The sequence below is a fragment of the Xanthomonas fragariae genome (assembly GCF_900183975.1).
GTDB classification, from domain to species: domain Bacteria; phylum Pseudomonadota; class Gammaproteobacteria; order Xanthomonadales; family Xanthomonadaceae; genus Xanthomonas; species Xanthomonas fragariae.
In genome coordinates this window covers 2,727,816-2,753,310 of the sequence record NZ_LT853882.1, presented here as the reverse complement: position 1 = coordinate 2,753,310, position 25,495 = coordinate 2,727,816, and the positions used below count along the sequence as shown (strand labels likewise).

Below are 25,495 nucleotides of genomic sequence, written 5' to 3'. Positions count from 1 at the left end.
AGCGAAAAGCCCGCATCGCCGCGGGCTTTGGCATGGTAGTCACTGGAATCACGACGCTGCAGCGTCATCCAGCAACGGCATCACCTGCGCTTCCAGCACCTCGCGACGCCATTGGCCGAGCGCGGCCGGCCAGCTGCGTTGTTCGATCAAGGTTTCCAGGTGCCGGCGCGAGGCCAGCAGACCGTCCGGCAAACCGAGCTCGCGGCTGCGTTGCGTGACCGTATCCTGCAGACGCTTGAGCACTGCCTTGCTGCCGTCAGTGGCAGCCTGCGCCAACGGTGCGCCGTCTTCGTCGGGAAGCGGCGTATTGAGCACCTCCCACACCGCGGAAGCGAGCTTGCGCGGTGCCTTGGGAAACTTGTCGAACTGGCGCAACAGGGCGTCCAGATCGGCGGGTGGGAAGCGTGCCAACTGGCTGGCCAGTTCGTTGTCCAGGATCCAACTGCGCGGGCGGTCGCGTTGCCGCGCCTGCAGATCGCGCCAACGCAGCAAGCGCAGCAGCCGGCGTTGCGCGGCCGGCTCCAGAAATTGCGCAGTGCGCAGGCTCACATGTGGCCAACGCTCGCCATCGTCCTGCTCGACCGTGGCGAGCAGGCGCTCGGCATCTTCGGCCAACCAGCCCAAGCGGTCCTGCTCGGTCAGGCGGCGGGTGAGTTCGTCGTGGATTGCAAACAGATAGCGCACGTCGTCGGCGGCGTATTCCAACTGCGCATGCGACAACGGGCGGCGCATCCAGTCAGAGCGCGTCTCACCCTTGGTCAGCAAGGTGCCGGTGACTTCCTGCACCAGCTTTTGATAGCCCATGCCACCGCCGATACCGGCCAGCGCCGCAGCGATCTGGGTATCGAACAACGGCCGCGGCAACACCTCGCACGCACATTTGAAGGTGACCAGATCCTCGCTGGCACTGTGCATTACCTTGACGATATCCGTGGCGGTCAACCACTCCTTGAGCGCCTCGTTCATGCCTGGAATCAGCGGGTCGATCAGCAGGATCTCCTCGCCGATGGCCATCTGCACCAGCGCCAACTGCGGCCAGTAGGTGCGTTCGCGAATGAACTCGGTATCCAGGCCAATGCGGTAGGGACGCGAGGCCTGTAGGCGTTCGGTCAGCTCGGAGGGGTGAGTGATCCAATGGGGCACGTGATTTCCGTCAACAGCGAGAGTTTGCGCAGAACGCGCAGAATAGCCTAACGTCGCGATCGCCTGTCGTGCGGCAGAGCACTGGAAAGGAGCAGGTGGTGGGCGATTGCGGTAACCGGATGGCAGCGTGGGCATTGGTCGCGCTAAGCATGTGCGCCTGTTCGCGTGCACCGACGCCAGCGCCTTCTGCCACGCCGCAACCGGCGGCCGCGGCGGCGCCGAGCAAGCCGAATGTGTCGATCGGCGGCGAAGAATTCGCCGAGACCGTGGCGCAATGGCAACCGCCGGCAGTGGACCTGGGCGATGAACCCTTGGCGCAGGCGCGCAAGCGCGCGGACCAGGCGTTGCAGGAGGACCGGCTGTATCGCGATGCCGACGATGCGATTCCCTTGTATCTGGCGATCGAACAGCGTGCCAATGGCAAAGATGCGGCCAGCCGCCGCGGACTGGAGCAGGCGCGCGGCCGGTTGATCGAGCGCGGCGAGGCCTTGATCGAACAGACCCAGAGCCAGGACGATGTGCTCGAGCAGGCGCGTGAACTTGCCATCGTGGCGTTGGCGCTCGCCCCACAAGACCCGAAAGTGCGTGCACTGCAACACAAGGTTGAAACCGCGCAGCGCGTGCTCAGCTTCAACCGTGCCGGTGAGGACGATCTGCGCAGCGGACGGCTGGGCGAAGATGGCAATGGCGCACTGGTGAATTTTCGCGATGCCGCGCAACTCGATCCCGACAACCTGCGCACGCGCCAGGGCTTGGCGGCGGTGGAAAGCGGTTTGCTGGCGCGCGCCGAACAGGCGGCCGAGGCGCACGATTTCATCGGTGCGCGCTACTGGCTGCAGATGGCAGGGCAAGTGCGCGACCGTGCGCCCACCATTGCCGATGCGCGCGCCCGGGTGGAGCGCATGCGCCGTGCGCAGATCGCTGCTTTGCACGATGCCGGTCTGCACGACCTGATCTCCCCGCGTGGACTCAAGCCGGCCGGCGAGAAACTGGCCGAGGTGCTGCGCATTGCCGACCCCGGCGACACGGTGGCGGGCGATCTGCGTCGCCGGCTGGAGCTGGTCACCCACTACGGCAGCCTCTGCCCCGGGCAAGTATTTACCGATGGGCTCAAAGTCGGCGGACGCGGGCCGCAGATGATCGTGATTCCGCACGGCGCATTTCAGATGGGCGCGGGCGACGCCGAACCGGGCGCGTCCGACAACGAACGCCCCGCGCATTACGTGCGCTTCGCGCGCGGCCTTGCGCTGTCGATCACCGAAGTGACGGTGGCTGAGTTCCGCCAGTTCGTCGAAGCCACCGGCGCACGGCCGCGTGCCACCCGGCGCGGGCATTCGGTGGTGTACGACGAGCGCAGCGGCAACTTCATCCGTCGCAGCGGCGTGGATTGGCAGTCCGACTACAACGGCGCACAGGCCGCGCCCAACAGCCCGGTGATGCACGTCAGCATTCGCGATGCGGAGGCGTATGCAGCGTGGCTATCGGAACAGACCGGCCGCCATTACCACGTGCCTAGCGAGGCCGAATTCGAATACGCAGTGCGCGCCGGTACCACCGGGCGGTATCCGTGGGGAAACGCGCGCTCGCCCCCGGCCGATGCAGGTAACTTCACCGGCGGCAACGATGTCTCGCCCAGCGGCCGGCATTGGAATAACGGCTTCGTCGGCTACGACGATGGATTCTGGGGGCCGGCACCGGCCGGCAGTTTCCGCGCCAATCTCTGGGGCCTGCGCGACATGGGTGGCAACCTGAGCGAGTGGGTGGCCGACTGCTGGCACGCCAGCTACCGCCGCGCACCAACCGACGGCGCGGCATGGTTCAACCCGGGCTGCCGGCAGCGCATGATTCGCGGCGGCAGCTGGGCCAACTCCCCACAGCAGACGCGCACGCCTTGGCGGCAGTCGCAGGACTCGGATACCACCAGCGCACGCATCGGCTTTCGTCTGGCGCGCGGCATCTAGCGCCAGACGATGTGTAGCTGCCATCAACAGGCAAACAGGAGGCCGACGTCAAGGTGCGTATCGGCGGCTGACTGGGCGGGCACAATCTGGGCGGGCACAATGATGCCTGACGCGATGTGGAGCCAGCGATCCAGTCGCTGGACGCAGATCAGTTTGCAGTGCATTTATGGCGATGAGGAAAGTGACATGTTGTGCCCGGAATTACGCGCACGTGGTGTGGAGGTGCTTGCGTGTCCGGGCGGACACCACTTGGATCATTATCCGGTGGTGCTTGCCGGGCTGCTAATGCGTCGCCCCTGAAAACCCCCAACCACCCAACGACCGCAAGGCCTTGATGTCTGCACCGGCGTGCCAGAACTACCAGTGTTCGCTACGCTGAAGGCTGGTTTCTTGCAATTTCCGCCCTGCCGAGACAGACCCGCCGATGAGTTGTTTCGTTCGCGGCTGGAGAACCAGATCGATCTGCGTCATCGGCTGGCGCGGCTGAGCCAACGGATGCCGTGGACGGCGTTGGAGCAAGCACTTTCATCGCGCTTGCCGGCCACCCAGGCCGGTGGCGGTCGGCCGGCATTGCCGGTGCGGCTGATTGCCGGTTTGCTCTACCTCAAACACGCCTACGACCTGTCCGATGAAGCGGTGTGCGAGCGCTGGCTGGAGAATCCGTACTGGCAGTTCTTCACTGGTGAGGTCGTGTTCCAGACGCGTTTGCCGTGCGATGCCAGCTCGCTGACGCGCTGGCGGCAGCGCCTGGGTGAGGCCGGGATGGAAGAGCTGCTGGCGCACACCATCAACGCCGCGCATGCGATGCAGGCGATGGACGCACGCGGTTGTCGCGGGTGATCGTGGACACCACGGTGCAGGAAAAGGCGATCGCCTATCCGACCGACAGCCGTTTGCTGGAGGTGGCACGCAAGAAGCTGGTGTTACTGGCCAAGCGGCACGGCATCGGATTGCGGCAGAGCTACGCGCGGCAAGGCCCGGCCCTGAGCCGCAAGGCAGGTCGGTATGCGCATGCGCGCCAGTTCAAGCGCATGCAGCGCGTGCTGCGACGTCAACGCACGGTATTGGGGCGGGTGTTGCGCGATATCGAGCGCAAGCTGGACCAGGTGGAACCCGGCGTGCGCGAGCGCATCGCTGTCTGGCTGGAACGTGCGCAACGGCTGTACACGCAGCGTCCGAAGGACAAACAAAAACTGTACGCATTGCATGCCTCGGAAGTGGAATGCATCGGCAAGGGCAAGGCGCGTCAAGCGTACGAATTTGGCGTCAAGGTCGGCATTGCGGTCACCGCCTGCAAGGGATTGGTCGTGGGTGCGCGCAGCTTCCCGGGCAACCCGTACGACGGCGATACCTTGGCCGAGCAGCTGGAGCAGACACGCGGGTTGCTGCAGGATGTGAGCGTAGAACCGACGGTGGCGATTTGCGTCGCTGCAGGCTGAAAGGTGCCCAAGGCGATGCGCTGCACGTGCTCGGCTGCGCCGCTGGCTACAACCTGCGCTGGCTGCTGCGCTGGATCGCGTTTTTGCGTGCCTGGATGCGGGCGATGAGATGGTCATCCTTGAGCACCGTGCCGCTGTCACCGACGGCACTTGGCGCTTGAAGGTGATTTTTCAGGGACGACTAATGCAGGGCATGGCAGCGCATGCAGCGCAGACGCCTGGCCGCTGGTTAGGGCGGCCAGCAAGGCCTGGCGAGAAGTCGTCGTTGGGCGTCGCGGCCCTGTAGGAATCGCGGCGTACACGTCGTCCATCCCGCACCGAGCACCGGCTGTGCCCGCCTGAAGGTGAGCGTAGACGTCTTGACAGCCTCACTCAGTCTCCTGCGGGCTCCACACGCACCTTGATGTTGCCATCGGCCAGCCGCGCACGCAGGCGCTCGCCGGCAACCACTTCGGCAGCGCTACGCACCACGCTGCCATCGCCGGGGCGGGTCACGATGGCATAGCCACGCGCTACCGTGGCGAGCGGGCTGACCGCTTCCAGCGAACGCACTAGCCCGCGTAGATGCAGTCGATCGTGCTGCAAACGGCGTTGCATCGCCGCGTGTGGATGCAGTGCACGAAGGCGCTGTTGCAAGGGGGCCAGATTGCGTTGCGGGTTGTGAGATTGCAGTTGCGCCTGCCCGCGCTGCACGCGTGCCTGCAACCGCTCCAGCGCTTGGCTCATGCGCGCGCGCAGCTGGCGGCCGGCGTCTTCCTGTCGGCGGTGCAGCAGCTGCAGCCGCGCCTGCGGGCTGTGCGCACGTAGCCGCAAGGCAAGCCGGTCGGCGCGCTGCATCGCGTTGCCCAGCGCGTGTTGTTGCAATTGGGCAATGCGTGCATGCGCACGCTGTACGCGCGCAACCAGCTCGCGCTGATCGGGCACCAGCAGTTCAGCCGCGACCGATGGCGTGGGTGCACGCACATCGGCGACGAAATCACTGAGGCTGAAGTCGGTCTCGTGTCCCACCGCCGACACCACCGGCGTCTGCGCGGCGGCAATCGCGCGTGCCAGGCGTTCGTCGTTGAACGCCCACAGATCTTCCAGCGAACCGCCACCGCGCGTGATCAGGATGACGTCGTAGCGCCCGGACGCATCAGCGCGCTGCAGTAGCGAGGTGATCTGCGCGGCGGCACTGTCGCCTTGCACAAGCGAGGGCAACAGATCCACTTCCAGGAGCGGAAAGCGTCTTGACAGCACGCTGAGCACATCGCGCACTGCCGCACCGCTGGGCGAGGTGATCACCGCCAGGCGCCGCATATGCGTAGGCAGCGGCTGCTTGCGCTCGGTATCGAACAAACCTTCGGCTGCCAGGCGCGCGCGCAGTGCGTCGAAGGCGCGGCGCAAGGCGCCTTCGCCGGCTTCTTCCATATGGTCGAGCACCAACTGGTAGTCGCCGCGCGCCTCGTACAGGGTCAGGCGTCCGCGCGCGAGCACGTGCACGCCTTCACGCGGCTGGAACGTCAGCCAGGTGCTCTTGGGTTTGAACATCGCGCAACGGATCTGCGCACGGGCGTCCTTGAGCGTGAAATACAGATGGCCCGAGGACGGGCGAGTGACACTGCTCAGCTCTGCTTCCACCCAGACCAACGGAAAGCTGCCCTCCAGCAGGTCGCGCGCCAGCGTGTTGAGCTGGCTGGGGGTGAGGATCTGTTCGTTGCCGGTGACCATCGCAGCATTATCCCGCAGCAGCGATGCTCGTGCGTGAGCGCATCAGCCGGACATCACAGACCATGTTGCGCTAGCGCCCAGCCGACGTGTTCGCGCACCAGCGCCGAATCGTCGCTGCGACGTGCTTCCAATGCCGTTAGCACCGCCGACGTGCGCGGCGCATTGCCAAGACCCACCGCGATATTGCGCAGCCAGCGCTGGTGGCCGCTGCGACGAATCGGGCTGCCCTCGGTGCGGCGCAGGAATTCGTCCTGGTCCCACGCAAACAGCTGCGGCAGTGTGGCTACATCTAACTCGTTGCGGGCGCGGAAGTCGGCCTCGTCGGTGCGTTGGGCAAACTTGTTCCAGGGGCAGATCAACTGGCAATCATCGCAGCCGAAGATGCGGTTGCCGATCGGCTTGCGCATGTCTTCGGGAATCGCGCCATCGTGTTCGATGGTGAGGTAGGCAATGCAGCGGCGCGCATCCAGCCGATACGGGGCAATGATGGCCTGGGTCGGGCAGATGTCGATGCAGCGCGTACAGGTGCCGCAATGCGCAGTGGCCGGGGTGTCGATGGGCAACGGCAGGTCAAGGTAGATTTCGCCCAGAAAGAACCACGAGCCGCCGTTGCGATCGATCAGGCAGGTGTGTTTGCCGATCCAGCCCAGCCCTGCATTGCGCGCCAATGCACGCTCCAGCACCGGTGCGGAATCGACGAACACGCGATAGCCGAACGCGCCGATCTCGCCCTGGATGCGCTCGGCCAATTTCTGCAGCCGGTTGCGCATCAGCTTGTGGTAATCGCGCCCCAGCGCATAGCGTGCCACGTAGGCACGGCATCCATCGTACAAGGTGTTCCAGGCTTCGGTGTCGTCCTTGCGGCCGTAATCCATGCCCACCGACAACACGCGCAAGGTGCCGGGCACCAGCTCCTGCGGGCGCGAGCGCTTGTCGCCATGCTGCGCCATCCAATGCATGGTGCCGTACAGACCTTCTTCCAGCCAGCTGCGCAGATGCGCCTCGTCTTCGCCCAGCTCGATGCCGGTGATGCCGCAGCGTTGAAAGCCCGCTTCGCGCGCGAGCGCACGGATGCGCGCGGCGGCATCGTCGGGATTGGGGCGGGCAAGGACGGCACACATAGCGACAAGTATAGAATTCCCGGCATGTACGCACCGCTCGATCTTTACGACACCGCTGCCGCGCGCATGCTCGATACGCAGGCCACCAGGCTGCTCGGCGGCGACGGCTATCTTTTGATGCAACGCGCCGGGCAGGCTGCCTGGCAATGGTTGCTGGAACGCTGGCCGCAGGCGCGCCGCATCGTGGTGGTGTGCGGCATCGGCAACAACGGTGGCGACGGCTACTTACTGGCGCGGTTGGCGCAGCGGGCCGGGCGCCAGGTGCGCGTGGTGCATCTGCCCGAGCATGGTCCGGTGTCGGAGTTGGCGCAGCGCGCCTGCACCGACTATCTGGCCGTGGGTGGCGCGATCGAATTATTCCCCTATCCGCTGGTGCAAGCCGATATGATCGTCGACGCGTTATTCGGCATCGGTCTCAACCGCGCGCCCGATGCAGACGCAACAGCGTTGATGGAGGCCATCAACACGGCCGGTGTGCCGGTATTGGCGCTGGATGTTCCCAGCGGTATCGATGCCGATCATGGCGTGGCCTTGGGTACTGCGGTGCGCGCGGAGGCTACCCTGCAATTCATCGTGCCGCATGTCGGGCTCTACACCGGCGATGCGTTGGAGCATGTCGGCGAACGTGCAACTGCCTCGCTGGACGTGCCGGACTCTGCGTTCGATGGTCTGAAGCCGGCCGCGCACAGCTGGGACATCGACGCCTTGGCCGCCCAATTGCGCCCGCGTCGACGCAATACGCACAAGGGCGAATCCGGGCGCGTGCTGTGCGTTGGCGGCAACCTTGGCAGCGGCGGCGCGATCATGCTGACCACCGAGGCTGCATTGCGCAGCGGGGCAGGACTGGTGCAAGTCGCCACGCGGGTCGAGCACGTGGCGCCGCTGCTGGCGCGTTGTCCCGAGGCGATGGCGCGCGCGGTACAGGCCGACGACGATATCACCCCCTTGGCTGATGCCGCCGACGTGGTCGCACTCGGCCCCGGGCTGGGGCAGGACGCCTGGGCTCAGGCGTTGTGGCGCGCAGTGCTGGCGTCGGACACCACAGTTGTTATCGATGCCGATGGGTTGAATCTACTAGCCGCCAACGAAATACCGACGCGAGGCTTGCGCGTATTGACCCCCCATCCGGGCGAGGCCGGTCGTTTGCTGGGTCTTTCGACCAGGCAAGTTCAGCGCGATCGCTTGGCCGCTGCCGACGCGCTGGCCAAACGTTTCGACGCGGTAGTGGTGCTCAAGGGCGCCGGCAGCGTGGTCGCCGCACCGCGCGCCGTGCCGCGCATCATCGATGCAGGCAACGCCGGCATGGCGGTCGGCGGCATGGGCGACCTGTTGACGGGCGCGATCGCCGCCTTGCTGGGGCAGGGCTGGTCGCCGTTCGATGCCGCCAGCCTTGGCGCCTTGCTGCACGCCTGCGCTGGCGATGCGGCTGCGCGCAACGGCGAACGCGGGCTGTTGCCGACCGATCTACTGCCCGAACTGCGCCGCCTTGCCAACGCTGGAGCTATTGCATGAGCCAACTCGACGCACAATTAGTCGATACGCAGGCCACCGAAACCCTGGGCCAAGCCTTGGCTTTGGTGCGTCCCGCCAGCGCGGTGGTGCAGCTGCACGGCGATTTGGGCGCTGGCAAATCCACCCTCGCACGCGCGCTGTTACGTGCACTCGGCGTCAGCGGACCGATTCGCAGCCCCACCTACACCTTGGTCGAGCGCTATCCGCTCAGCACTGGTGATGAGGCTTGGCACCTGGACCTGTATCGCATTGGACATGCTGGCGAGCTGGACTTTCTCGGGCTCGACGAGGGCAGCGCAGGCCTGTGGCTGATCGAATGGCCGGAGCGCGGCGCAGGTGCGTTGCCGCCGGTCGATCTGGACGTGGAACTGGCTGTCGAAGGCGAGGGACGAAGCGTCCGGCTGTTGGGTCGCAGCGACACGGGACGCAGCTGGCTGGAGCGCTTGGCGCTGCAGCTGGAGTTGCAGCCTCTTTTTGCCAGCGTACAAGAAGAATGAACGCCAGGTTGTGGATTATTAAGGGAAATCACCTTGCGTTTCGCACTGTTGGGTGATTGAATCCAGCGCTATGACACCGGGCATCCGTAAGTTTTGTGTTTCCGTCCTGACCGCCAGCCTCAGCCTGGCGGTTTTTGCTGCGTGGGCGGGCGAAATCAAGGGCGTTGGTGTGAGCACTGGCGCGACCGGTACGCGTGCAGAAATTCAGCTGGCTGGCAGCAGCGGGTTCAAGACCTTGTCGCTGGCCAACCCGAACCGCCTGGTCGTGGATTTCCCGGATTCGTCTGGCATGCGTGGTTTGAAGCTTCCGCCCGCTACTGGGCTGGTGACCTCTGTACGCACGGGCCAGCCGGTGCCTGGTACGTTCCGAGTGGTGTTCGAACTGGCAACCCCGGTCACGCCGTTGAAGCCGCAGATGCAGACGCTCGGCAGCGCCTCGACGTTGGTGATCGAATGGCCGGGTGATCCGGTGCCGGCTGCCTCTACGGTGGTTACCACGACGACCGCGTCTGCCGCCATGCCGCCAACGCGGCCGGTCAACGCGCAGGCCGAAGCCGCGCGCGCTACCGCAGCTCTGGCCGCGTCTGCGCAGAGCGCTTCATCCATGCCGTCGCCGCCGTCCGCGCCGTCCGTGCCCGCATCGGCGATGCCTACCGTCACACCGGCACCGTTGCCGATCGCCGTCGCCACCGGCGTGCCGACGCCACGCCCAGGTATCACTCCGGTGACGACCAGCACCGCAGCGCCGGCCGGCGTTGCTGGCAACAGTCCTGACCGCGTCACCGTCACCACTGCGGGCGCACCGGTTGGCGCGGCGATGAACGGCAGCAGGGCTTCTGCGGCCGCAATCTTGAATGGTGGCAGCGCTCCAGTCGCTGCCATGTCCGCTAATACCAGTGCAGCTATGCCGAATGCCGCGTCCGGCGCTGTTGCTGCGGCCAACGACGACGACATCCCGCCGCGTCCGGTGCTGCCCAGCGAAGCCTGGCGGGTCAAGATGGCGCCTGGTATGCGGCCGTTGATCGTGGCGATCGATCCCGGCCACGGCGGTCAGGATCCGGGCGCGATGGGTCCAACCGGCAAACGCGAAAAAGACGTCACCCTGGCGGTCGGGCGCGAACTGGCACGCCAGATCAACGCGACGCCCGGTATGAAGGCCTACCTGACCCGGGATACCGACGTGTTCATTCCGCTGCCGATGCGCGCGCAAAAGGCGCGCGCGGCCAAGGCCGATATCTTTATTTCGATTCACGCCGACGCCGCAGAAAACCGTAGCGCGACCGGCTCGTCTGTCTATGTATTGTCGACCAAGGGTGCTTCCTCACAGCGCGCACGTTGGCTGGCCGATAAGGAAAATGCCGCTGATCTGGTAGGTGGCGTACGTCTGCAGCAAACCGAAAGCACGCTGGCCAATGTGCTGCTGGATCTGGCCCAGAGCGGTCATATGAAGGCATCCGAAGATGCTGCCGGGCATGTGCTGGGTGGCCTCAAGCGCATCGGCAATAACCATAAGCCGTCGCTGGAACGTGCCAACTTCGCGGTGCTGCGTACCTCAGACATGCCTGCAATGCTGGTGGAAACCGCGTTTATCTCCAATCCGGACGAAGAGCGTCGCCTGATCGATCCGGCTTACCAGCGCAAGCTTGCCTCGGCGGTGCTGGACGGTATCGATACCTTCTTCACCCGCCAGCCGCCACCGGGCACCTTGTTCGCCGCGCGTGCGCAGGCCGAAGCCGATGCCGCGGTTGGCACCGTGGCCGGCGGTAGCCGCTGAACCGCTCGGCTATCATTGCTTACTGATTCCTTGATGACGGCGTCTGCGCGCCGCCGGATTGCCGTGCCGACGTCCGTCTTGCCTGTGACACCTCCGATGCACCGAGTTTTGCGCTTCCAGCACGGGAGTGCGCGCTGATGGCGATCCGTCAGTTGCCCGACATTCTGATCAACCAGATCGCCGCCGGCGAAGTCGTCGAGCGGCCCGCCTCAGTGGTCAAGGAACTGGTCGAAAACGCGCTCGATGCCGGCGCCACCCGCGTGGATATCGAATTGGAAGAAGGCGGTGTAAGGCTGATCCGCATCCGCGACAATGGCGGCGGTATCATCCCGGACGAATTGCCGCTGGCGGTGTCGCGGCATGCCACCAGCAAGATCGCTTCGCTGGACGATCTGGAAACCGTCGCCACGCTCGGTTTTCGCGGTGAAGCCTTGCCATCGATCGCTTCGGTCAGCCGCTTTACCTTGATCTCACGCCGCCACGATGCCGAGCATGGCTCCGCATTGGAGATCGAAGGCGGCCGCCTGGGCGAGGTCGTGCCGCGAGCACATGCGCCGGGCACCACCGTCGAAGTGCGTGAGTTGTTCTTCAATGTGCCGGCGCGACGCAAGTTTTTGCGTGCCGAGCGCACCGAGCTCGGACACATCGAAGAGTGGCTGCGCTCGTTGGCGCTGGCGCGACCGGATGTGGAATTGCGCGTCTCGCATAACGGCAAACCCTCGCGTCGCTACAAGCCCGGCGATCTGTATTCGGATGCGCGGTTGGGCGAAACCCTGGGCGAGGATTTTGCGCGGCAAGCCTTGCGCGTCGATCACAGCGGCGCCGGCTTGCGCCTGCATGGCTGGATCGCGCAGCCGCATTACTCGCGTGCCAGTACCGACCAGCAATATCTTTACGTCAACGGCCGCTCGGTGCGCGATCGCAGCGTGGCGCATGCGGTGAAGATGGCCTATGGCGATGTGCTGTTCCATGGCCGCCAGCCCGCGTACGTGCTGTTTCTTGAATTGGACCCGGCGCGCGTGGACGTCAACGTGCATCCGGCCAAGCACGAGGTGCGTTTTCGTGAGGCGCGGCTGATCCACGACTTCGTCTATCGCACCTTGCAGGATGCGCTGGCGCACACACGTGCGGGCGCGACGCCGAACAGCATCGGCACTAAAAACATTGGTTACGCAGGTGCTGCGCCGACTGGCATGAGCAACCCGCCGAACTACGGCAGCAGAACCAGCAGTGTCAGCGGCACTGGCTACGGAAACTGGACACCCTCACAGACACCGTTGGGCCTGCGCGTGGATGAAGCGCGTGCCGCCTACAGCGCGTTGTATGCACCGCCGCCCAGCAGCGCGCCGCCGCCCGCAGGCATGCCGAACGTCTCTGGCACCGGCCTTTCGGCAACCTCGCAAGACAGCGGTGTGCCGCCGCTCGGTTATGCAGTTGCGCAGTTGCACTGCATCTACATCTTGGCCGAAAACGCCGAGGGGTTGATCGTGGTGGACATGCACGCCGCGCACGAACGTATCGGCTACGAGCGGCTCAAGAACGCACATGACAGCATCGGTCTGCATGCGCAGCCGCTGCTGGTGCCGATGACACTGGCGGTCGGCGAGCGCGAGGCCGATACCGCCGAGCGCGAAGCCGACACGCTGGCCAGCCTGGGCTTCGAAATCACCCGCGCTGGTCCGCAGTCGCTGCATGTGCGCAGCATTCCTGCGTTGTTGGCCCATGCCGAGCCGGAAGCACTGCTGCGCGATGTACTCGGCGACCTGCGCGAGCATGGCCAGAGCCGCCGCATCGCCACGGCGCGCGACGAACTGCTCTCGACCATGGCCTGCCACGGCGCGGTGCGTGCAAATCGCCGCCTTACCGTGCCTGAAATGAACGCACTGCTGCGCGATATGGAAGCCACCGAACGCTCGGGCCAATGCAACCATGGCCGACCGACCTGGGCCCGGTTTACGCTGAGCGATATCGATCGTTGGTTTCTCAGGGGGCGTTGATGGCAGTTCACAGGGGGAGGGGCTGGCTGCTGGGCATGCTGGTGGCAACGACGCTGTTCGGATGCGGGCGCGATGCGCCGCCGCCAGCCGCGCCGGTTGCGCTCGACAAAACATTTCTGGCCAATAACGCCGCATGGCGCGAAAGCCGTCTGAACGAACTACTTGCGCCCGACGGCTGGACCAGCCTAGTCGGCTTGCATTGGCTATCGCTGCAAGAGCATTACATCGGCAGCAGTGCCGACAGCGGCATCAAGTTGACGGTGGGGCCACCGAAGATGGGCCTGGTATCCACCGAGGGCAAGACGGTCTGGTTTGTGCCCGAACGCGCCGCGGCACTCACGCTCGACGGCAAGCCGCTGACCGGCAAGATCCGCTTCCAATCCGACCGCGACCCGCAGCCGACCTTGATCCACTTCGATGAAGGCAAAGGCGTGTTGAGCCTGATCCATCGCGGCGACCGCTACGCGTTGCGGGTCAAACATGCCGGCGCGCCATCGCGCACGCATTTTGCCGGCCTGGACTATTGGCCGGTGGATCCGTCCTGGCGCATCACCGCGCGCTACGTACCCAATGCTGTCGGCAAGAGCATTCCGATCGTGGACATCGTCGGCATCAGCAGTGAGCAGCCGAACGCCGGGGCAATCGAATTTGAGCGCGATGGCAAGTCGTACCGATTGGAGACGATCGGCGAACCCGGCCGGCCGATCTTCGTAGTGTTTGCTGACCGCACCAGTGGGCACGGCAGTTATCCGGCTGGGCGTTTCCTTGACCTTGATGTGCCCGACGCCGCCGGGCATGTGGTGGTCGATTTCAATCGCGCCTACAACCCGCCGTGCGCGTTTACCCCATTCGCGACCTGCCCATTGCCGCCGCCGGAAAACCGGATCGATCTGGCTGTTTCGGCGGGCGAGAAGGCTTACAAGGCACCGCATTGACGTGTTACGGGCTGAGGCGGACATCGAGATGGTGACAGCAGGCGGGCGAACACGAATTGCAGCATGGTGCGGCGGCGCACTAATGGGCCTGGGATTGTGGAGTGGGGCGGTCGCACTGGTCTGGGCGCGCGGCGCCAACGACACGCCGATCGGCCCGCCGGTACCGTTGTTGTGGAAGGTCGATGGCAAGGGCGGCACGCTGTATCTGCTCGGCTCGTTCCATGTACTTAAGGCCAGTGATTACCCGTTATCGGCGGACGTCATGCAGGCCTTCGCCAAGGCCGACCGCCTGGTATTCGAGCTGCCGCCCACCGATGCGCAATCGCCTGAACTGGGCGCTCGCATGCTGCAGGCGGCGCGACGTACCGACGGGCGCAAGCTGCAAGATGTGCTCGATGCGAAGACCTGGCAGGCTTTGAGCGCATACGCGCACAATTACGGCATGTCTGTCGACAGCTTGCAGCGGCTCGAACCGTGGTTTGTGGCCTTGACGATCAGTGTGGCCGAGATGAGCCGGCAAGGGATGGACCCGAATGCGGGTCTGGACCACTACCTGATGGATCAGGCGCAGGCCAGGGGCAAGCCAGCCGATGGGCTGGAACGCGCCGACGAACAGATCGCCTTGCTCGATGGCATGTCGCCCACCGAGCAGCATCAGCTGCTGGAAGAATCCCTGGACGAGGCCGGTGCCACCGATCAGGTTCGCACGTTGCATGCGGCCTGGCGCAGCGGCGATGTTCGCACGCTGTCCACGCAGATGGCCGAAGACATGCGCCGGCAATATCCGGCGCTGTACCAGAACATCAACGTCGAGCGTAATGCGCGCTGGGTGCCGCGTCTTGAGCAACGGCTCGGCAAAGGCGGAGGAACCACATTGGCGGTGGTCGGTGCGTTGCATCTGCTGGGAAACGACGGCGTGGTGGAGCGTCTGCGTGCACGTGGCTTCCACGTGGAGCGGATCTGCTCGGCTTGCGCGGAGCCGGTCGGCCACTGACTGGATAGGCTTTGGAGCGTTTCACGCTTTAGGAAGGCGTAGCGCTTGCCTCACCCGCGGTTGCGGACCTTGCCGGTGGCGCCGCTGGTAGTGTTGCCGGCGGTGCCATGCCTGCCGGTACCCATCGGGCCACTGGCCATACTGGTCGAGGCTGGCGGTGTGCCGGGGCTACCCGGACCACCGAAGCCAGCGCCGAAATTGCGCTGGAATTCCTGCCACAACTCCAGGTTGCGCTCGGTCAGCTGGTTCATCATCGCCCACGGAGTCTGCCCAAGCAGGTTGCCCATCTGTTGGCGGAACTGCTGCTGCTGATCCAGGAACACCTGCATGCTGCGTTCCAGATAGTTGCCCATGAAGCCCTGCAGCGAGTCGCCGTAGAAACGGATGATCTGGCTCAGCAATTGGGTGGAGAGCATTGGCTCGCCGTCCTGTTCGCGGTCGGCAATGATCTGCAGCAGCACCGCGCGGCTGAGGTCTTCGCCGCTTTTGGCGTCGCGCACCTCGAATTCTTCGCCGTCGATGATCAGTTGGCGCACATCTTCGATGGTGATGTAGCTGGAGATTTCCGTGTCGTAGAGACGGCGATTGGGATACTTCTTGATGATGCGAAGTCCGGCCATGGAACGTTCACTCACAACGATAGTGCGCGCAGGATGGCGCACCGCAGCAGTGCTTGCAACAGTCGCAACGCCCTATTTTCTTAATCAGACACTAAAAAAATGTTGCGCAGCATGACTTTCAACAAGAATCCATGTTGCACGGCAAAGTCGCAGCAAACGCTACCAGCCCATGTGGTGGCCACCGTTGATGTCCAGATTCGAGCCGGTGATCCAGGCAGCCTCTTCCGCGACAAGAAACGCCACCGCATAGGCGATCTCCTCCGGGCGACCCAGCCGGCCGGTGGGAATGTCGGCGACGATCTTGGCGCGCACTTCTTCGGGCACCGCCATCACCATGTCGGTGGCCACATAGCCCGGCGAGACCGTGTTGACGGTGATCCCGAATGCTGCGTTCTCGCGCGCCAACGAGATGGTGAAGCCATGCATGCCGGCCTTGGCCGCGGCGTAGTTGGCCTGCCCGTACTGTCCCTTCAGCCCATTGATGGAGCTGATCTGGATCACCCGGCCCCAGCCGCGCTCGCGCATGCCTTCGATCACCGGGCGGGTCACATTGAAGACCGAATTGAGGTTGGTGTTGATGACCTCGTACCACTGCTCGGCAGTCATGCGGTGGAAGGTGGTGTCGCGGGTGATGCCGGCGTTATTGACCAACACTTCAATCGGCCCCAGCGCTGCTTCGACCTCGTCGACCAGCGTGCGCGCATGCTCGGACGAAGCCACATCGCCGCGAAAAGAGGCGAATTCGTAGCCCTGCGCCTGCATGCGTTGCTGCCAGGCCTGTGCCTTTTCTTGGTTGCGGAAGTTGCTGGCGACCCGGTGCCCTTGGTCGGCCAGGCGTTTGCAAATGGCAGTACCGATACCGCCGGTGCCGCCGGTGACCAATGCGACGCGAGATGTCATGACGACTCCAATCAACAAGTAAGACTTCAGGGCGATCCGGTACCGGCGCGAGCGCGGCACCCAGATGCCGGTGCTGAGTCGTAATTCTAGTCACGCTAGCGTTGTGATGCGCGTCCGTTGAGCTCCAGATTGAGGCGGCGCGGCAGCAATTGCGGCGAAAAATGCTGCACGGCATGCTGCAGCAGCGTGTTGACCTGCGCATGTCGCGGCAGCGCGGCTGGCAGCTGGCCCAGTGCGTCCCAGGCAGCGTGCAGGGCCGGCAGTGGGTCGGCATCGTCAAGTGCAGGAGCTTGGTGCGATTTGGAAAGCTTGCGGCCGTGGTCATCCAGGATCAGCGGAAGATGCAGGTAGCGTGGCTGCGGCAAGCCCAGCGCACGCTGCAGCAGCAATTGGCGCGGGGTGGAATCCAGAAGGTCGGCGCCGCGCACGACATCGGTAATGCCTTGCGCAGCATCGTCCACCACCACCGCTAACTGATAGGCCCAATAAGCATCGGCGCGGCGCAGCACCACATCGCCCACGTCAGCATACACGTCCTGCACCACACGTCCCTGCAGCGTGTCGTCGAAGCAGACCGGCGCTTGTGGCGGCATCCGCAGGCGTACCGCCCGGCGCGCGCTCAGCGGCGCCACACAGGCGTGGTGGATGCCGCCCATACCTGACAGGTCGGCGCGGCTGCAACTGCATTCGAAAGCCAGACCTAAGTCCAGTAGCGTGGTGATCGCCGCAGTGTAGTGCGTGTCACGATCGGACTGTCTGATCACCGGCAGGTCCGAGGTCAGCCCGAAGGCGGCCAAGGTGCGCAGTTGACGTTCGGAGGCGCCCGGCTCGGCGCGCGGTGGGTCGATGTCCTCGATGCGCACGCACCACTGACCGCCGGTGTGGCGAGCAAGTAGCCAACTGCCGAACGCCGCCAGCAGGGAGCCGAAGTGCAGGGGGCCGGTCGGGGAGGGCGCGAAGCGGCCGCGGTAGAGGGGCGATGGCATGGGCGGCTGAATCGTCGGTCATGTGGTCGCTTGATTTCAAGCGCTAACGGCCGCAAATCCGCTGCAGTTCAACCCGCATGAGTGGAGCCACGACGCCATGTTCAACCGCATTTTCCTGTTCCTGTTGACTAACTTTGCGGTATTGATGCTTGCCGGCATCGTCATGTCGGTGCTGGGCGTCAATCCTGCGCAAATGAGTGGTTTGTTGGTGATGGCCGCCATCTTCGGTTTCGGCGGCTCGTCCATTTCGTTGCTGCTGTCCAAGTTCATGGCCAAGCGCAGCACCGGCGCGCAGGTGATCACTGAGCCACGCACGCCGACCGAGCGTTGGTTGCTGGAGACCGTGCGCCGTCAGTCCCAAGCCGCCGGCATCGGCATGCCGGAAGTGGCGGTCTATGAAGGCCCGGAGATCAACGCGTTCGCCACTGGCGCCAATCGCAACAACGCGTTGGTGGCGGTGTCTACCGGCTTGCTCCAGAACATGGCACAGGACGAAGCCGAGGCGGTGCTGGGCCACGAAATCGCCCATGTTGCCAATGGCGACATGGTGACCATGGCGTTGCTGCAGGGCGTACTCAATACGTTTGTGATCGTGCTGGCGCGGGTGGTCGGCGGCATCATCGACAGCACACTGGCGGGCAACCGCGAAGGTGGCCGTGGTTTTGCGTACTACATCAGCGTGTTCGTGCTGGAGATGGTGTTCGGTCTGTTCGCGACCATGATCGCGATGTGGTTCTCGCGCCGCCGCGAATTCCGCGCCGATGCCGGTGGTGCGCAGCTGGCAGGCCGCAGCAAGATGATTGCCGCGCTGGAGCGGCTTTCGCTCAATCACGGCCAGAACACCTTGCCCTCGCAGGTGCAGGCGTTCGGTATTTCCGGCGGCGTGGGCGACGGCTTGCGCCGGCTGTTTCTGAGCCATCCGCCGCTGACCGAGCGCATCGCCGCGCTGCGTGCTGCCAATGGCACTGCGATGTAAGTTGCCGGCGACACTTGCTGGCCGATGGCAAACAAGAAACCCGCACGATGCGGGTTTTTTGTTGTGACGCGGTTTCGACGATCAACAGAGCCCGGGTCGAGGCCTCATCCGAACTCGTAGTTCATCAATGGCCCGGTCGGTGCGACGAAGTCGCCCTGCACGTAGTCCAAGCCGGCATTGAAGAAGCTGCTCATGGACTGCGCATCGGCCACGAATTCGGCCATGGTCAAAATGCCCGCTGGCTGTGCGCGCGAGGTGATCTCGCCGATCTTCTCCTGGCTTTCGCGAGCCGAGCCAGCCTCGCCAGTGATGCCGCGATCCAGTTTGAGAAAGGCCGGCTGGAAATGCGCGAGGAGCTGGAACGAATCCAAGCCCGAGCCGAACTGCTCCAGTCCAACCTTGCAACCCATTCCCGACACCGCAGCCAGAAACTGCTGGGCATTGCGCAGATGCGTAAACACCTTCGATTCCGGCGTCTGCAGCCATAGCCGCTCGCCGGGCACGCCGTACACCGCCAGTTGCTCGCGAATGGTGTCGATCATCTGCGGGTCGGAGAACGAATTCGGGCCGACCCGCACCAGCAGGTGGGTCTTGTGCCCCGCACGTTGCCGCTCGCCGAGTTGGCGGATCGCACGGGCGACCACCCAGCGATCGATCTCGGTGATCAGGTCGTGCTCTTCGGCGATTGCGATAAACGCGTTCGGCGACATCATCTCGCCATTGCGTTCCAGGCGCAGGAAAGCCTGATACAACTCCAGCGGCTCGCCTTGCAAATTGAGTACCGGCTGGTAATGCAGCAGGAAGCCTTGGCCGACCAGCGCTTCGCGCAGTTGCTGTACCCAGCGTTCGATGCGTTCTTCTTCGGCGCGATCAGACGCGGCTGGGTCGTAGATGCTGACAGCGTTGCCGCCGAGCTCGGCAGTGGTGCGGACCGCCTCGGTGCCGCGATTGAGCACCTGGCCGACGCTGGCGATCTTTTCGCCGATTTGCACACCTCCAATGCTTACCGTGACCGTGGCCGAGCGCACGCCGACACTGAAGACATGCTGCGCAAATGCATCGCGCACCGTTTCAGCCAGCGCATGCGTGCGCGCGTAAGTGCCGTTCATCAGCAGCGCGAAACTATGCTCGCCGAAACGTGCCGCCACTACGCTCTGATCCAGCACGCTGGCCACATGTGCGGCGAGCGCCGCGATCAAAGCGTCGGCCGAATCCAGGCCGATTTCCGGCAGGATGCGCACGTAGTGGTCCGGCTCGATCAACAGGAAGCCGGACTGGCTCTCGCTACGGCCAGCCTGCGCGACCGCCTGTTCCAGCGCCACCATGAAGGTAGGGCGGTTGAGCAGGCCGGTGACCTGATCGCGCTGACGTAGAACTTCTACTTCGCGCGCCAGTTCCGGATCGAACTCTTCGCGACGCCGGAACACCACCTGGATGCACGGCTCGCCTTCGTAGGTGGCAGTGGCAAATTCCATCGTCGCCGGAAAGGTGTCGCCTTCCAGCCGGCGTGCATCGAGCTTGTACTGGGCCGGCGGCGGCTCGCCCTTGGACAGCGCTTTGAGCAATTTCTTGAAATCGTCGACGTATTGTGCGGCGATCATGTCCAGCAGCGACACGCCTTCGACATCGTCGAACGACTCGAAGCCGAACATTTCCAGATACGCCTCGTTGGCGCGGATATGCATGCCTTCGTGTACGTAAGCGATCGGGTCGCGCGAGGAGGCGATCAGCGCGTCGCAGCGACGCTCGGTTTCGCGCATCTGTGCTTCGATGCGACGCAATCCGCGTCGTGCCTGCAGGTCCGCCCATTCCGAACGCACCAGCGCCAACAGATGCTCCGGACGATAGCGCAGCGCAATCGCGCGGATACCGTGCGAAGCGGCCTCGACCAGCGCATTTTCTTCGATGCGCTCGGCAAGCAGGATGATCGGAATATCCTTGCCGCTGCCGGCGATCTGCTGCTGCAGTGCATTTATCGGAATCTGCAGTGCCTGCCCATGCAGTGCCAGATCGATCTGCCCCGACAGTATGCTGGCGAGCTCCTCCAGCGTCTGCGCCCGCGACGGACGCACCGCAATGCCGCCGTTGCGCAACGCCGTCACGATCGCCTCGGCTCCTTCGACACTATCGTCGACGATCATCAAGCGGAGGGTGAGATCTTTACCTCTTTGCATGCGCAGCTCCCTAGCGACGGGCTTTAATACACGACGGTAATCGGGCGCGTCCATGTGCTTGGAAAAGGCGGCATCCGGTGTGAGACTCAGCCCACGCTTTAGGGGCGGGCTCCCCTTAGGCTACGCTCCCGGCCGCGTGACCGGATGCCCATGCCCACTGAAAGTTGTAACCCCCCAGCCACCCGGTGACATCCAGCACTTCGCCGACGAAATACAGACCGGCTACCAAGCGCGACTCCATGGTCGCACTTGAGACCTGATGAGCATCGACCCCGCCCAGCGTTACTTCAGCGGTACGGTAGCCCTCGGTTCCGCTGGCGATTAGCGGGAAGGCGCCGAGCAGGTCGGCAGCGCTCTGCAATTGCGGTGGATCCAGCTGACGCACCGGCTTGTCCGGCAGCCACACCTCGCACAGCCGCTGTGCAAACCGCCGCGGCAACACCTCGGCCAGTACATTGCGCAGCTCGGTAGCGCCACGTTGCTGCTTTTGCTCGCGCAACCAGGCCCCCACATTGTGCCCCGGCAGCAGGTCCAGGCGCAGGTCATCGCCCGGCTGCCAATAGGACGAAATCTGCAGGATCGCCGGGCCACTGACGCCACGGTGGGTGAGTAGCATGGAGTTTCGGAAGCTGACTCCGTTGCACTGCGCCTCGACGGGCAACGCCAGTCCGGCCAGCTCACCGAAGCGTTCCTGGTGCTTGCCGCTCAGGGTGAGCGGCACCAGCCCGGCACGCGTCGGCAGCAGGTCATGGCCCAATTGCTTGGCCAGCGTGTAACCGAAGTCGCTGGCGCCCATGCTGGGAATCGACAGCCCACCGGTGGCGACTATCAGTGACTGCGCCTGCACGCGACCCTGGCTGGTCTCGACGTTGAATCCGTCGCTGTCGCGCCGCACCGACTGCACCTCGCATTGGGTGCGAATCTCCACGCCGGCCGTCTCGCACTCATCCAGCAGCATGCGCACGATTTGCTTGGATGAGACATCGCAAAACAGCTGGCCCAGTTCTTTCTCGTGATAGGCAATGCCGTGGCGCTCGACCATCTCCACAAAATCCGCCGGGCTGTAGCGCGCCAAGGCGGATTTGCAGAAGTGGCGATTGGCCGAAATGAAATTGCCCGGCGTGGTGCCGGTATTGGTGAAGTTGCAGCGCCCGCCACCTGACATCAGGATCTTCTTGCCGACCTTGTTGGCGTGGTCGATCGCCAACACCTGACGACCGCGCCGGCCGGCAGTGAAGGCGCTCATCAAGCCCGCAGCGCCGGCACCGATGACCAACACGTCGCAACGCGTGCTCATTCAGCCGGCGCTTGCCGCACCATCGGGGTCAGGGTGACGCTGCCGTGGTCGGCCAGCATCTGCACTTCGCCATCCTGGATGATCACGTCCAAGCGCATGCCGCGCTGGATTAATGCGCCCAATGCTTCGCTGGCCTGCGATTCGAGCTCGATGACGCGCAGATTGCGATGCCTGCCGAATGCATTGGCGTGTTTCTTCCACCAGGTTTCGGTGGCTTGGCCGCCGTAGCCGATGACCACTGCCTCGCGTGAACGGTTACATGCCTTGCGCACGCGGCTTTCATCAGGCTGGCCGAGATCGATCCACAGATCCGGATCGCCGGTGTAGTCGCGCCGCCACAGGTCTGGCTCGTCGTCGTTGCTGAGGCCGCGGCCGAATTCCAGGCGGTCGTCGGCAAACAGCGCAAACGCCAGCAGCCGCACCATCAGGCGCTCGTCGGTTTCGGAAGGGTGCTGGGCCAGGGTCAGCGAATGATTGGCGTAATAGCCGCGGTCCATGTCGCTGATCTGAAGTTCCGCCCTACGGACGGTGGCGGTAAGAGCCATCAGTATGCCGATTGCAAAGGGCGCCCATGATACGCGCCCGCTCCAGGCACGGTGCGTTACAGCGGTTTCTGCGGCTGCGCGGACAGCCAGCGGTCCAATTGGGACGCAAATGCATTGCGGTCACGTACATGCTGTGTCGGCGTCGTCGCCGGCCCCCGCGCAGCTTTTCCAGAATGTTGCGTATCGACAGGTGCTCGTTGATGGAGTTGCTGGTAAACGGCTCGCCGCGCAGGCCGATCGAGGTAGCGTCAGCTTCCAGAATGCGTGCGGCCAACCGAATGTCCTAGGTTACGACCAGATCGTCGGCAGCGACTGGTTCGGCGATGATGTCATCGGCCGGGTCTGTACCGCCGGGAACCTGCAGCGCACGCACCTGCGGCACCGCGGGCATTTCAGTTGATATTGGTTGTCGACCAGGGTCACCGCGATGTCGGTGCGCGCAGCCGCGCAAAACAGCAATGTCGCGGAGCGCTAAAGGACAGGCATCGGCATCGCTCCAGATCTGTGGTCGTGTTTGCTCTACAAGTCATCGGATTTGGCATGACAGTAAAAATTTGACGCCAGGTGTCGCTTTTTGCTGGAAACACGAGTACTGTACGTGCACTGTGTTTGCAAGGGTCACCGTGAATCGTGGCCTGATGCAGCCGGATCGTTACAGATCTCGCTTCATCGTTCCGCTTTACCAACGCCTGCAACTCAGTCTCAGCTCCGGCTTTTCGGACGCTGCGATTTATCAATCAATAGTTCAGGAGTTAGTAAAAATGTCAGATGAAACTCGTCAGAGCGGTGTGGTGAAGTGGTTCAACGATGCCAAGGGCTTCGGTTTTATTACCCCGCATGATCAAAGCCCTGATCTGTTCGTGCATTTCCGTGCCATCCAGGGCACCGGCTTCAAGTCGCTGCAGGAAGGCCAGAAGGTCACCTTCATCGCCGTGCAAGGCCAGAAGGGCATGCAGGCTGATCAGGTGCAGGTGGTAGCTTCTTAATCCGTCTGCAACCGTCAGGTTGCCTAAAACGCCGGTCGCGCAAGCGACTGGCGTTTTTTATTGGGCGTGGTTTGGGGCGAGAAACGTGGAGTGGAATGCCAGATTCGATCCGCGTCACACACGTCGCGGCATCCGGGCGAAGTGAGCGCGGTAACGACGCTTGGATGGTTAGGATGTTCGTTTTCCGCGTGCAGCTTTCTCATGATCACTGTCCACCATCTCAACAACTCCCGTTCCCAGCGCGTGCTATGGCTGTTGGAGGAACTGGCACTGCCATACCAGATCGTACGCCATGTACGCGACCCAAAGACCATGCTGGCGCCGCCGGCGCTGCGCGCGATTCACCCGCTCGGCAAATCTCCGGTGATCGTCGATAGCGATCTGACCGTGGCCGAATCCGGCGCGATCCTGGAATACCTGACCGAACGCTACGACACCGAATGCGCGCTGTCGCCATCGCCGTGTCCGCTGGAGTCGCCTGAGCGTTTGCAGTTTCGCTACTGGATGCACTACGCCGAAGGCTCGGCAATGTTGCCGTTGCTGATGACGCTGATCTTCGGGCACATCCGCCGTGCGCCGATGCCGTTCTTCGCCAAACCCATCGCGCGTGCGATCGTCGACAAGGCGATGTCGGGCTTTGTTGACCCCCAGCTCAAACTGCATCTGGAGTGGATGGAGCAGTCGCTGCAGGCGCGCGAATGGTTCGCCGGCGAACGCTTTACCGCCGCCGACATTCAGATGAGCTTTCCGGTGCAGGCTGCCGCGGTGCGTGGCGGTGGGCTGGAGAAATATCCGCGTTTGCAGGTGTTTCTGGAGCGGATCCAAGCGCGTCCCGCCTACCGGGCTGCGCTGAAGAAGGGTGGTCCGTTCGAGCTGATGGGAAGCAGGCTTGCTGACTGACGATCCACTGCCGCATCAGCCCGGGCGCGGACCATGTCACAGTTGAGCGCGTCCCTTCAGGCTTGCACAGCTAGTCAGTGCGCGCGACATTGCCGAAGGAACTGCACGGTATCGTTCAAAACCGGCGAATGGGCCATCGGCTTTCGCAGCGAAAGAATAAGTCGTATGTGGCCCACGTGGGGATAAAGTTTGAGTAGCCCTGCGCCGTCCGCGCGCTGTAGGGCTGCTTGCAGCGCAATACTGTTCCGGGGCGCCACCACCTTGTCGTCTGCACCGTGGAGCAGCAGCATCGGAGGCTCGTCGCCGTCTACATGGCTGATGGGATCGGCAGCGGCGGCTGTGTCGCTGAATATCTCCATGAGCTCGGGGTCGGTCAGTGGTAGGAATTTATACGGACCAGCCAGGCCCACGACGCCGCAAAGCTCGCGTGGTGTCATCCCTTGTTCGTTTAGCCAATGGCTATCTGTGCCCAGCAACACAGCAAGATGCGCGCCTGCCGAGTGACCCATCACCGCAAGTCGCTTCGGATCTCCGCCGTAGTCGTGCCCATGGCGGTATGCCCATGCGGTAGCGCCAGCGACATCAGACATGAAGCCTTGTAGGCCGACCTGTGGATATTTGCGGTAGTCGGCAACGATCGCGACGATGCCCTGGCGCGCCAGCGAACGTCCTACCCAGCGATAGTTGGTGCGCTTGCCACGTTTCCATGTGCCGCCATAGAAGAAGACCACTATCGGCGCATCGCTGGCCCCCTGCGGTTGGTACACATCCAGTGAAAGACCGTGAGAAGAGTCGAAAACCTGGTTTGGGCGTTCGATGACTCCGGCGCGGCTAGACGCGGCGTTGATGCCGCTAAAGAAGACGCTAGTGCAAGAAGTCGTAGTAAGCGAGCCCATCAACAACAGTGTGAAGCGGAACCAGATGGAAAGGCAGGGAGGCATATACGTGACTGTTAGGGTGGCGACGACATCGAGCGCTCGCCTCATTATTCGCAGCGTCTGCGCTGTTGATTGGTATTGGGTGCTTGC

At 63.8% G+C, this 25,495-nt stretch carries 20 protein-coding genes and 3 pseudogenes; 12 read left to right on the top strand and 11 right to left on the bottom strand.

The genetic code is table 11. The features are described from left to right. Positions 1–48: 48 nt before the first annotated feature. The gene (gene rnd, locus PD885_RS12775) at positions 49–1,143 is read right to left on the bottom strand and encodes a ribonuclease D (RefSeq protein ID WP_002810465.1); all 1,095 of its coding nucleotides are present in this window, start codon (positions 1,141–1,143) and stop codon (positions 49–51) included. 119 nt (positions 1,144–1,262) lie between these two features. On the opposite strand from rnd, the gene PD885_RS12765 reads away from it, so the two are divergent. The 3 genes and pseudogenes from PD885_RS12765 to PD885_RS12755 all read left to right on the top strand — a co-directional run bounded on the left by PD885_RS12765 (position 1,263) and on the right by PD885_RS12755 (position 4,704). Beyond that, on the top strand, positions 1,263–3,104 hold the full coding sequence (locus tag PD885_RS12765) for a formylglycine-generating enzyme family protein (protein WP_172404514.1): 1,842 nt from the start codon (positions 1,263–1,265) through the stop codon (positions 3,102–3,104). 86 nt (positions 3,105–3,190) lie between these two features. Next, positions 3,191–3,404: pseudogene (locus tag PD885_RS12760) on the top strand (AcvB/VirJ family lysyl-phosphatidylglycerol hydrolase); the annotation flags it as partial. A gap of 90 nt (positions 3,405–3,494) precedes the next feature. Continuing rightward, positions 3,495–4,704, top strand: a pseudogene (locus tag PD885_RS12755) (IS5 family transposase). A 211-nt stretch (positions 4,705–4,915) separates the two neighbouring features. Here the strand turns inward: PD885_RS12755 and xseA are convergent. Then, entirely contained in the window at positions 4,916–6,253 is a 1,338-nt protein-coding gene (gene xseA / locus PD885_RS12750; RefSeq protein ID WP_002802415.1) for an exodeoxyribonuclease VII large subunit, read from the bottom strand. A gap of 53 nt (positions 6,254–6,306) precedes the next feature. Further along, positions 6,307–7,374 carry a tRNA epoxyqueuosine(34) reductase QueG gene (gene queG / locus PD885_RS12745; RefSeq protein WP_088056923.1) on the bottom strand — a complete coding sequence of 356 codons (1,068 nt, stop codon included), beginning with the start codon at positions 7,372–7,374 and terminating at the stop codon, positions 6,307–6,309. A gap of 24 nt (positions 7,375–7,398) precedes the next feature. On the opposite strand from queG, the gene PD885_RS12740 reads away from it, so the two are divergent. The 6 genes from PD885_RS12740 (at position 7,399) to PD885_RS12715 (ending at position 15,083) form a co-directional block, all read left to right on the top strand. Then, a complete protein-coding gene (locus tag PD885_RS12740) occupies positions 7,399–8,886 on the top strand; it encodes an NAD(P)H-hydrate dehydratase (RefSeq protein ID WP_088056922.1) in 1,488 nt (495 codons plus the stop codon). Next, on the top strand, positions 8,883–9,383 hold the full coding sequence (gene tsaE, locus PD885_RS12735; protein ID WP_002802410.1) for a tRNA (adenosine(37)-N6)-threonylcarbamoyltransferase complex ATPase subunit type 1 TsaE: 501 nt from the start codon (positions 8,883–8,885) through the stop codon (positions 9,381–9,383). The genes PD885_RS12740 and tsaE overlap by 4 nt, the downstream gene beginning before the upstream one ends. Positions 9,384–9,453: 70 nt before the next feature. Further along, on the top strand, positions 9,454–11,157 hold the full coding sequence (locus PD885_RS12730) for an N-acetylmuramoyl-L-alanine amidase (RefSeq protein ID WP_088056921.1): 1,704 nt from the start codon (positions 9,454–9,456) through the stop codon (positions 11,155–11,157). A gap of 137 nt (positions 11,158–11,294) precedes the next feature. Continuing rightward, positions 11,295–13,154: a DNA mismatch repair endonuclease MutL gene (mutL, locus tag PD885_RS12725; protein ID WP_002802408.1), complete on the top strand. Its 1,860-nt coding sequence runs from the start codon at positions 11,295–11,297 to the stop codon at positions 13,152–13,154. Continuing rightward, the gene (locus PD885_RS12720; protein ID WP_040761987.1) at positions 13,154–14,089 is read left to right on the top strand and encodes a DUF1684 domain-containing protein; all 936 of its coding nucleotides are present in this window, start codon (positions 13,154–13,156) and stop codon (positions 14,087–14,089) included. The genes mutL and PD885_RS12720 overlap by 1 nt, the downstream gene beginning before the upstream one ends. 28 nt (positions 14,090–14,117) lie before the next feature. Then, positions 14,118–15,083, top strand: coding sequence for a TraB/GumN family protein (locus tag PD885_RS12715; protein ID WP_040762001.1), 966 nt, complete (start codon positions 14,118–14,120; stop codon positions 15,081–15,083). A 50-nt stretch (positions 15,084–15,133) separates the two neighbouring features. Here the strand turns inward: PD885_RS12715 and phaR are convergent, their stop codons facing one another. The 3 genes from phaR to gluQRS all read right to left on the bottom strand — a co-directional run bounded on the left by phaR (position 15,134) and on the right by gluQRS (position 17,589). Next, positions 15,134–15,703 carry a polyhydroxyalkanoate synthesis repressor PhaR gene (gene phaR / locus PD885_RS12710; protein ID WP_002802405.1) on the bottom strand — a complete coding sequence of 190 codons (570 nt, stop codon included), beginning with the start codon at positions 15,701–15,703 and terminating at the stop codon, positions 15,134–15,136. 159 nt (positions 15,704–15,862) lie between these two features. Then, positions 15,863–16,603, bottom strand: coding sequence for a beta-ketoacyl-ACP reductase (phbB, locus tag PD885_RS12705; protein WP_088056920.1), 741 nt, complete (start codon positions 16,601–16,603; stop codon positions 15,863–15,865). A 95-nt stretch (positions 16,604–16,698) separates the two neighbouring features. Further along, positions 16,699–17,589, bottom strand: a complete 891-nt coding sequence (gene gluQRS / locus PD885_RS12700) for a tRNA glutamyl-Q(34) synthetase GluQRS (RefSeq protein ID WP_088056919.1) — start codon at positions 17,587–17,589, stop codon at positions 16,699–16,701. A 97-nt stretch (positions 17,590–17,686) separates the two neighbouring features. On the opposite strand from gluQRS, the gene htpX reads away from it, so the two are divergent. Further along, positions 17,687–18,565, top strand: coding sequence for a protease HtpX (htpX, locus tag PD885_RS12695; RefSeq protein WP_002802401.1), 879 nt, complete (start codon positions 17,687–17,689; stop codon positions 18,563–18,565). 104 nt (positions 18,566–18,669) lie between these two features. Here htpX and PD885_RS12690 read toward each other — a convergent pair whose 3' ends face one another. The 4 genes and pseudogenes from PD885_RS12690 to PD885_RS12675 all read right to left on the bottom strand — a co-directional run bounded on the left by PD885_RS12690 (position 18,670) and on the right by PD885_RS12675 (position 23,083). After that, complete coding sequence (locus tag PD885_RS12690) at positions 18,670–20,739, bottom strand: GGDEF/EAL domain-containing response regulator (protein WP_002802398.1); 2,070 nt, start codon at positions 20,737–20,739, stop codon at positions 18,670–18,672. Between the two features lie 115 nt (positions 20,740–20,854). Then, positions 20,855–22,036 carry a BaiN/RdsA family NAD(P)/FAD-dependent oxidoreductase gene (locus tag PD885_RS12685; protein WP_002802396.1) on the bottom strand — a complete coding sequence of 394 codons (1,182 nt, stop codon included), beginning with the start codon at positions 22,034–22,036 and terminating at the stop codon, positions 20,855–20,857. Then, on the bottom strand, positions 22,033–22,581 hold the full coding sequence (locus PD885_RS12680; RefSeq protein WP_088056918.1) for a YaeQ family protein: 549 nt from the start codon (positions 22,579–22,581) through the stop codon (positions 22,033–22,035). The genes PD885_RS12685 and PD885_RS12680 overlap by 4 nt, the downstream gene beginning before the upstream one ends. Positions 22,582–22,637: 56 nt before the next feature. Continuing rightward, positions 22,638–23,083 (bottom strand): annotated as a pseudogene (locus PD885_RS12675) (DUF188 domain-containing protein). A gap of 259 nt (positions 23,084–23,342) precedes the next feature. On the opposite strand from PD885_RS12675, the gene PD885_RS12670 reads away from it, so the two are divergent. Continuing rightward, a complete protein-coding gene (locus tag PD885_RS12670) occupies positions 23,343–23,567 on the top strand; it encodes a cold-shock protein (protein ID WP_002802393.1) in 225 nt (74 codons plus the stop codon). A 201-nt stretch (positions 23,568–23,768) separates the two neighbouring features. Continuing rightward, on the top strand, positions 23,769–24,467 hold the full coding sequence (locus tag PD885_RS12665; protein WP_002802391.1) for a glutathione S-transferase: 699 nt from the start codon (positions 23,769–23,771) through the stop codon (positions 24,465–24,467). Between the two features lie 74 nt (positions 24,468–24,541). On the opposite strand, the gene PD885_RS12660 is transcribed toward PD885_RS12665, so the two are convergent. Next, positions 24,542–25,408, bottom strand: a complete 867-nt coding sequence (locus PD885_RS12660; protein ID WP_002802389.1) for an alpha/beta hydrolase — start codon at positions 25,406–25,408, stop codon at positions 24,542–24,544. Positions 25,409–25,495 lie beyond the last annotated feature (87 nt).

What these genes read in the sequence shown, in the direction of transcription:
- PD885_RS12765 (WP_172404514.1), top strand. Translation starts at nt 1,263, where the DNA reads ATGGCAGCGTGGGCATTGGTCGCGCTAAGCATGTGCGCCTGTTCGCGT.
- xseA (WP_002802415.1), bottom strand. Translation starts at nt 6,253, where the DNA reads ATGGTCACCGGCAACGAACAGATCCTCACCCCCAGCCAGCTCAACACG.
- queG (WP_088056923.1), bottom strand. Translation starts at nt 7,374, where the DNA reads ATGTGTGCCGTCCTTGCCCGCCCCAATCCCGACGATGCCGCCGCGCGC.
- PD885_RS12740 (WP_088056922.1), top strand. Translation starts at nt 7,399, where the DNA reads ATGTACGCACCGCTCGATCTTTACGACACCGCTGCCGCGCGCATGCTC.
- tsaE (WP_002802410.1), top strand. Translation starts at nt 8,883, where the DNA reads ATGAGCCAACTCGACGCACAATTAGTCGATACGCAGGCCACCGAAACC.
- PD885_RS12730 (WP_088056921.1), top strand. Translation starts at nt 9,454, where the DNA reads ATGACACCGGGCATCCGTAAGTTTTGTGTTTCCGTCCTGACCGCCAGC.
- mutL (WP_002802408.1), top strand. Translation starts at nt 11,295, where the DNA reads ATGGCGATCCGTCAGTTGCCCGACATTCTGATCAACCAGATCGCCGCC.
- PD885_RS12720 (WP_040761987.1), top strand. Translation starts at nt 13,154, where the DNA reads ATGGCAGTTCACAGGGGGAGGGGCTGGCTGCTGGGCATGCTGGTGGCA.
- PD885_RS12715 (WP_040762001.1), top strand. Translation starts at nt 14,118, where the DNA reads ATGGTGACAGCAGGCGGGCGAACACGAATTGCAGCATGGTGCGGCGGC.
- phaR (WP_002802405.1), bottom strand. Translation starts at nt 15,703, where the DNA reads ATGGCCGGACTTCGCATCATCAAGAAGTATCCCAATCGCCGTCTCTAC.
- phbB (WP_088056920.1), bottom strand. Translation starts at nt 16,603, where the DNA reads ATGACATCTCGCGTCGCATTGGTCACCGGCGGCACCGGCGGTATCGGT.
- gluQRS (WP_088056919.1), bottom strand. Translation starts at nt 17,589, where the DNA reads ATGCCATCGCCCCTCTACCGCGGCCGCTTCGCGCCCTCCCCGACCGGC.
- htpX (WP_002802401.1), top strand. Translation starts at nt 17,687, where the DNA reads ATGTTCAACCGCATTTTCCTGTTCCTGTTGACTAACTTTGCGGTATTG.
- PD885_RS12690 (WP_002802398.1), bottom strand. Translation starts at nt 20,739, where the DNA reads ATGCAAAGAGGTAAAGATCTCACCCTCCGCTTGATGATCGTCGACGAT.
- PD885_RS12685 (WP_002802396.1), bottom strand. Translation starts at nt 22,036, where the DNA reads ATGAGCACGCGTTGCGACGTGTTGGTCATCGGTGCCGGCGCTGCGGGC.
- PD885_RS12680 (WP_088056918.1), bottom strand. Translation starts at nt 22,581, where the DNA reads ATGGCTCTTACCGCCACCGTCCGTAGGGCGGAACTTCAGATCAGCGAC.
- PD885_RS12670 (WP_002802393.1), top strand. Translation starts at nt 23,343, where the DNA reads ATGTCAGATGAAACTCGTCAGAGCGGTGTGGTGAAGTGGTTCAACGAT.
- PD885_RS12665 (WP_002802391.1), top strand. Translation starts at nt 23,769, where the DNA reads ATGATCACTGTCCACCATCTCAACAACTCCCGTTCCCAGCGCGTGCTA.
- PD885_RS12660 (WP_002802389.1), bottom strand. Translation starts at nt 25,408, where the DNA reads ATGCCTCCCTGCCTTTCCATCTGGTTCCGCTTCACACTGTTGTTGATG.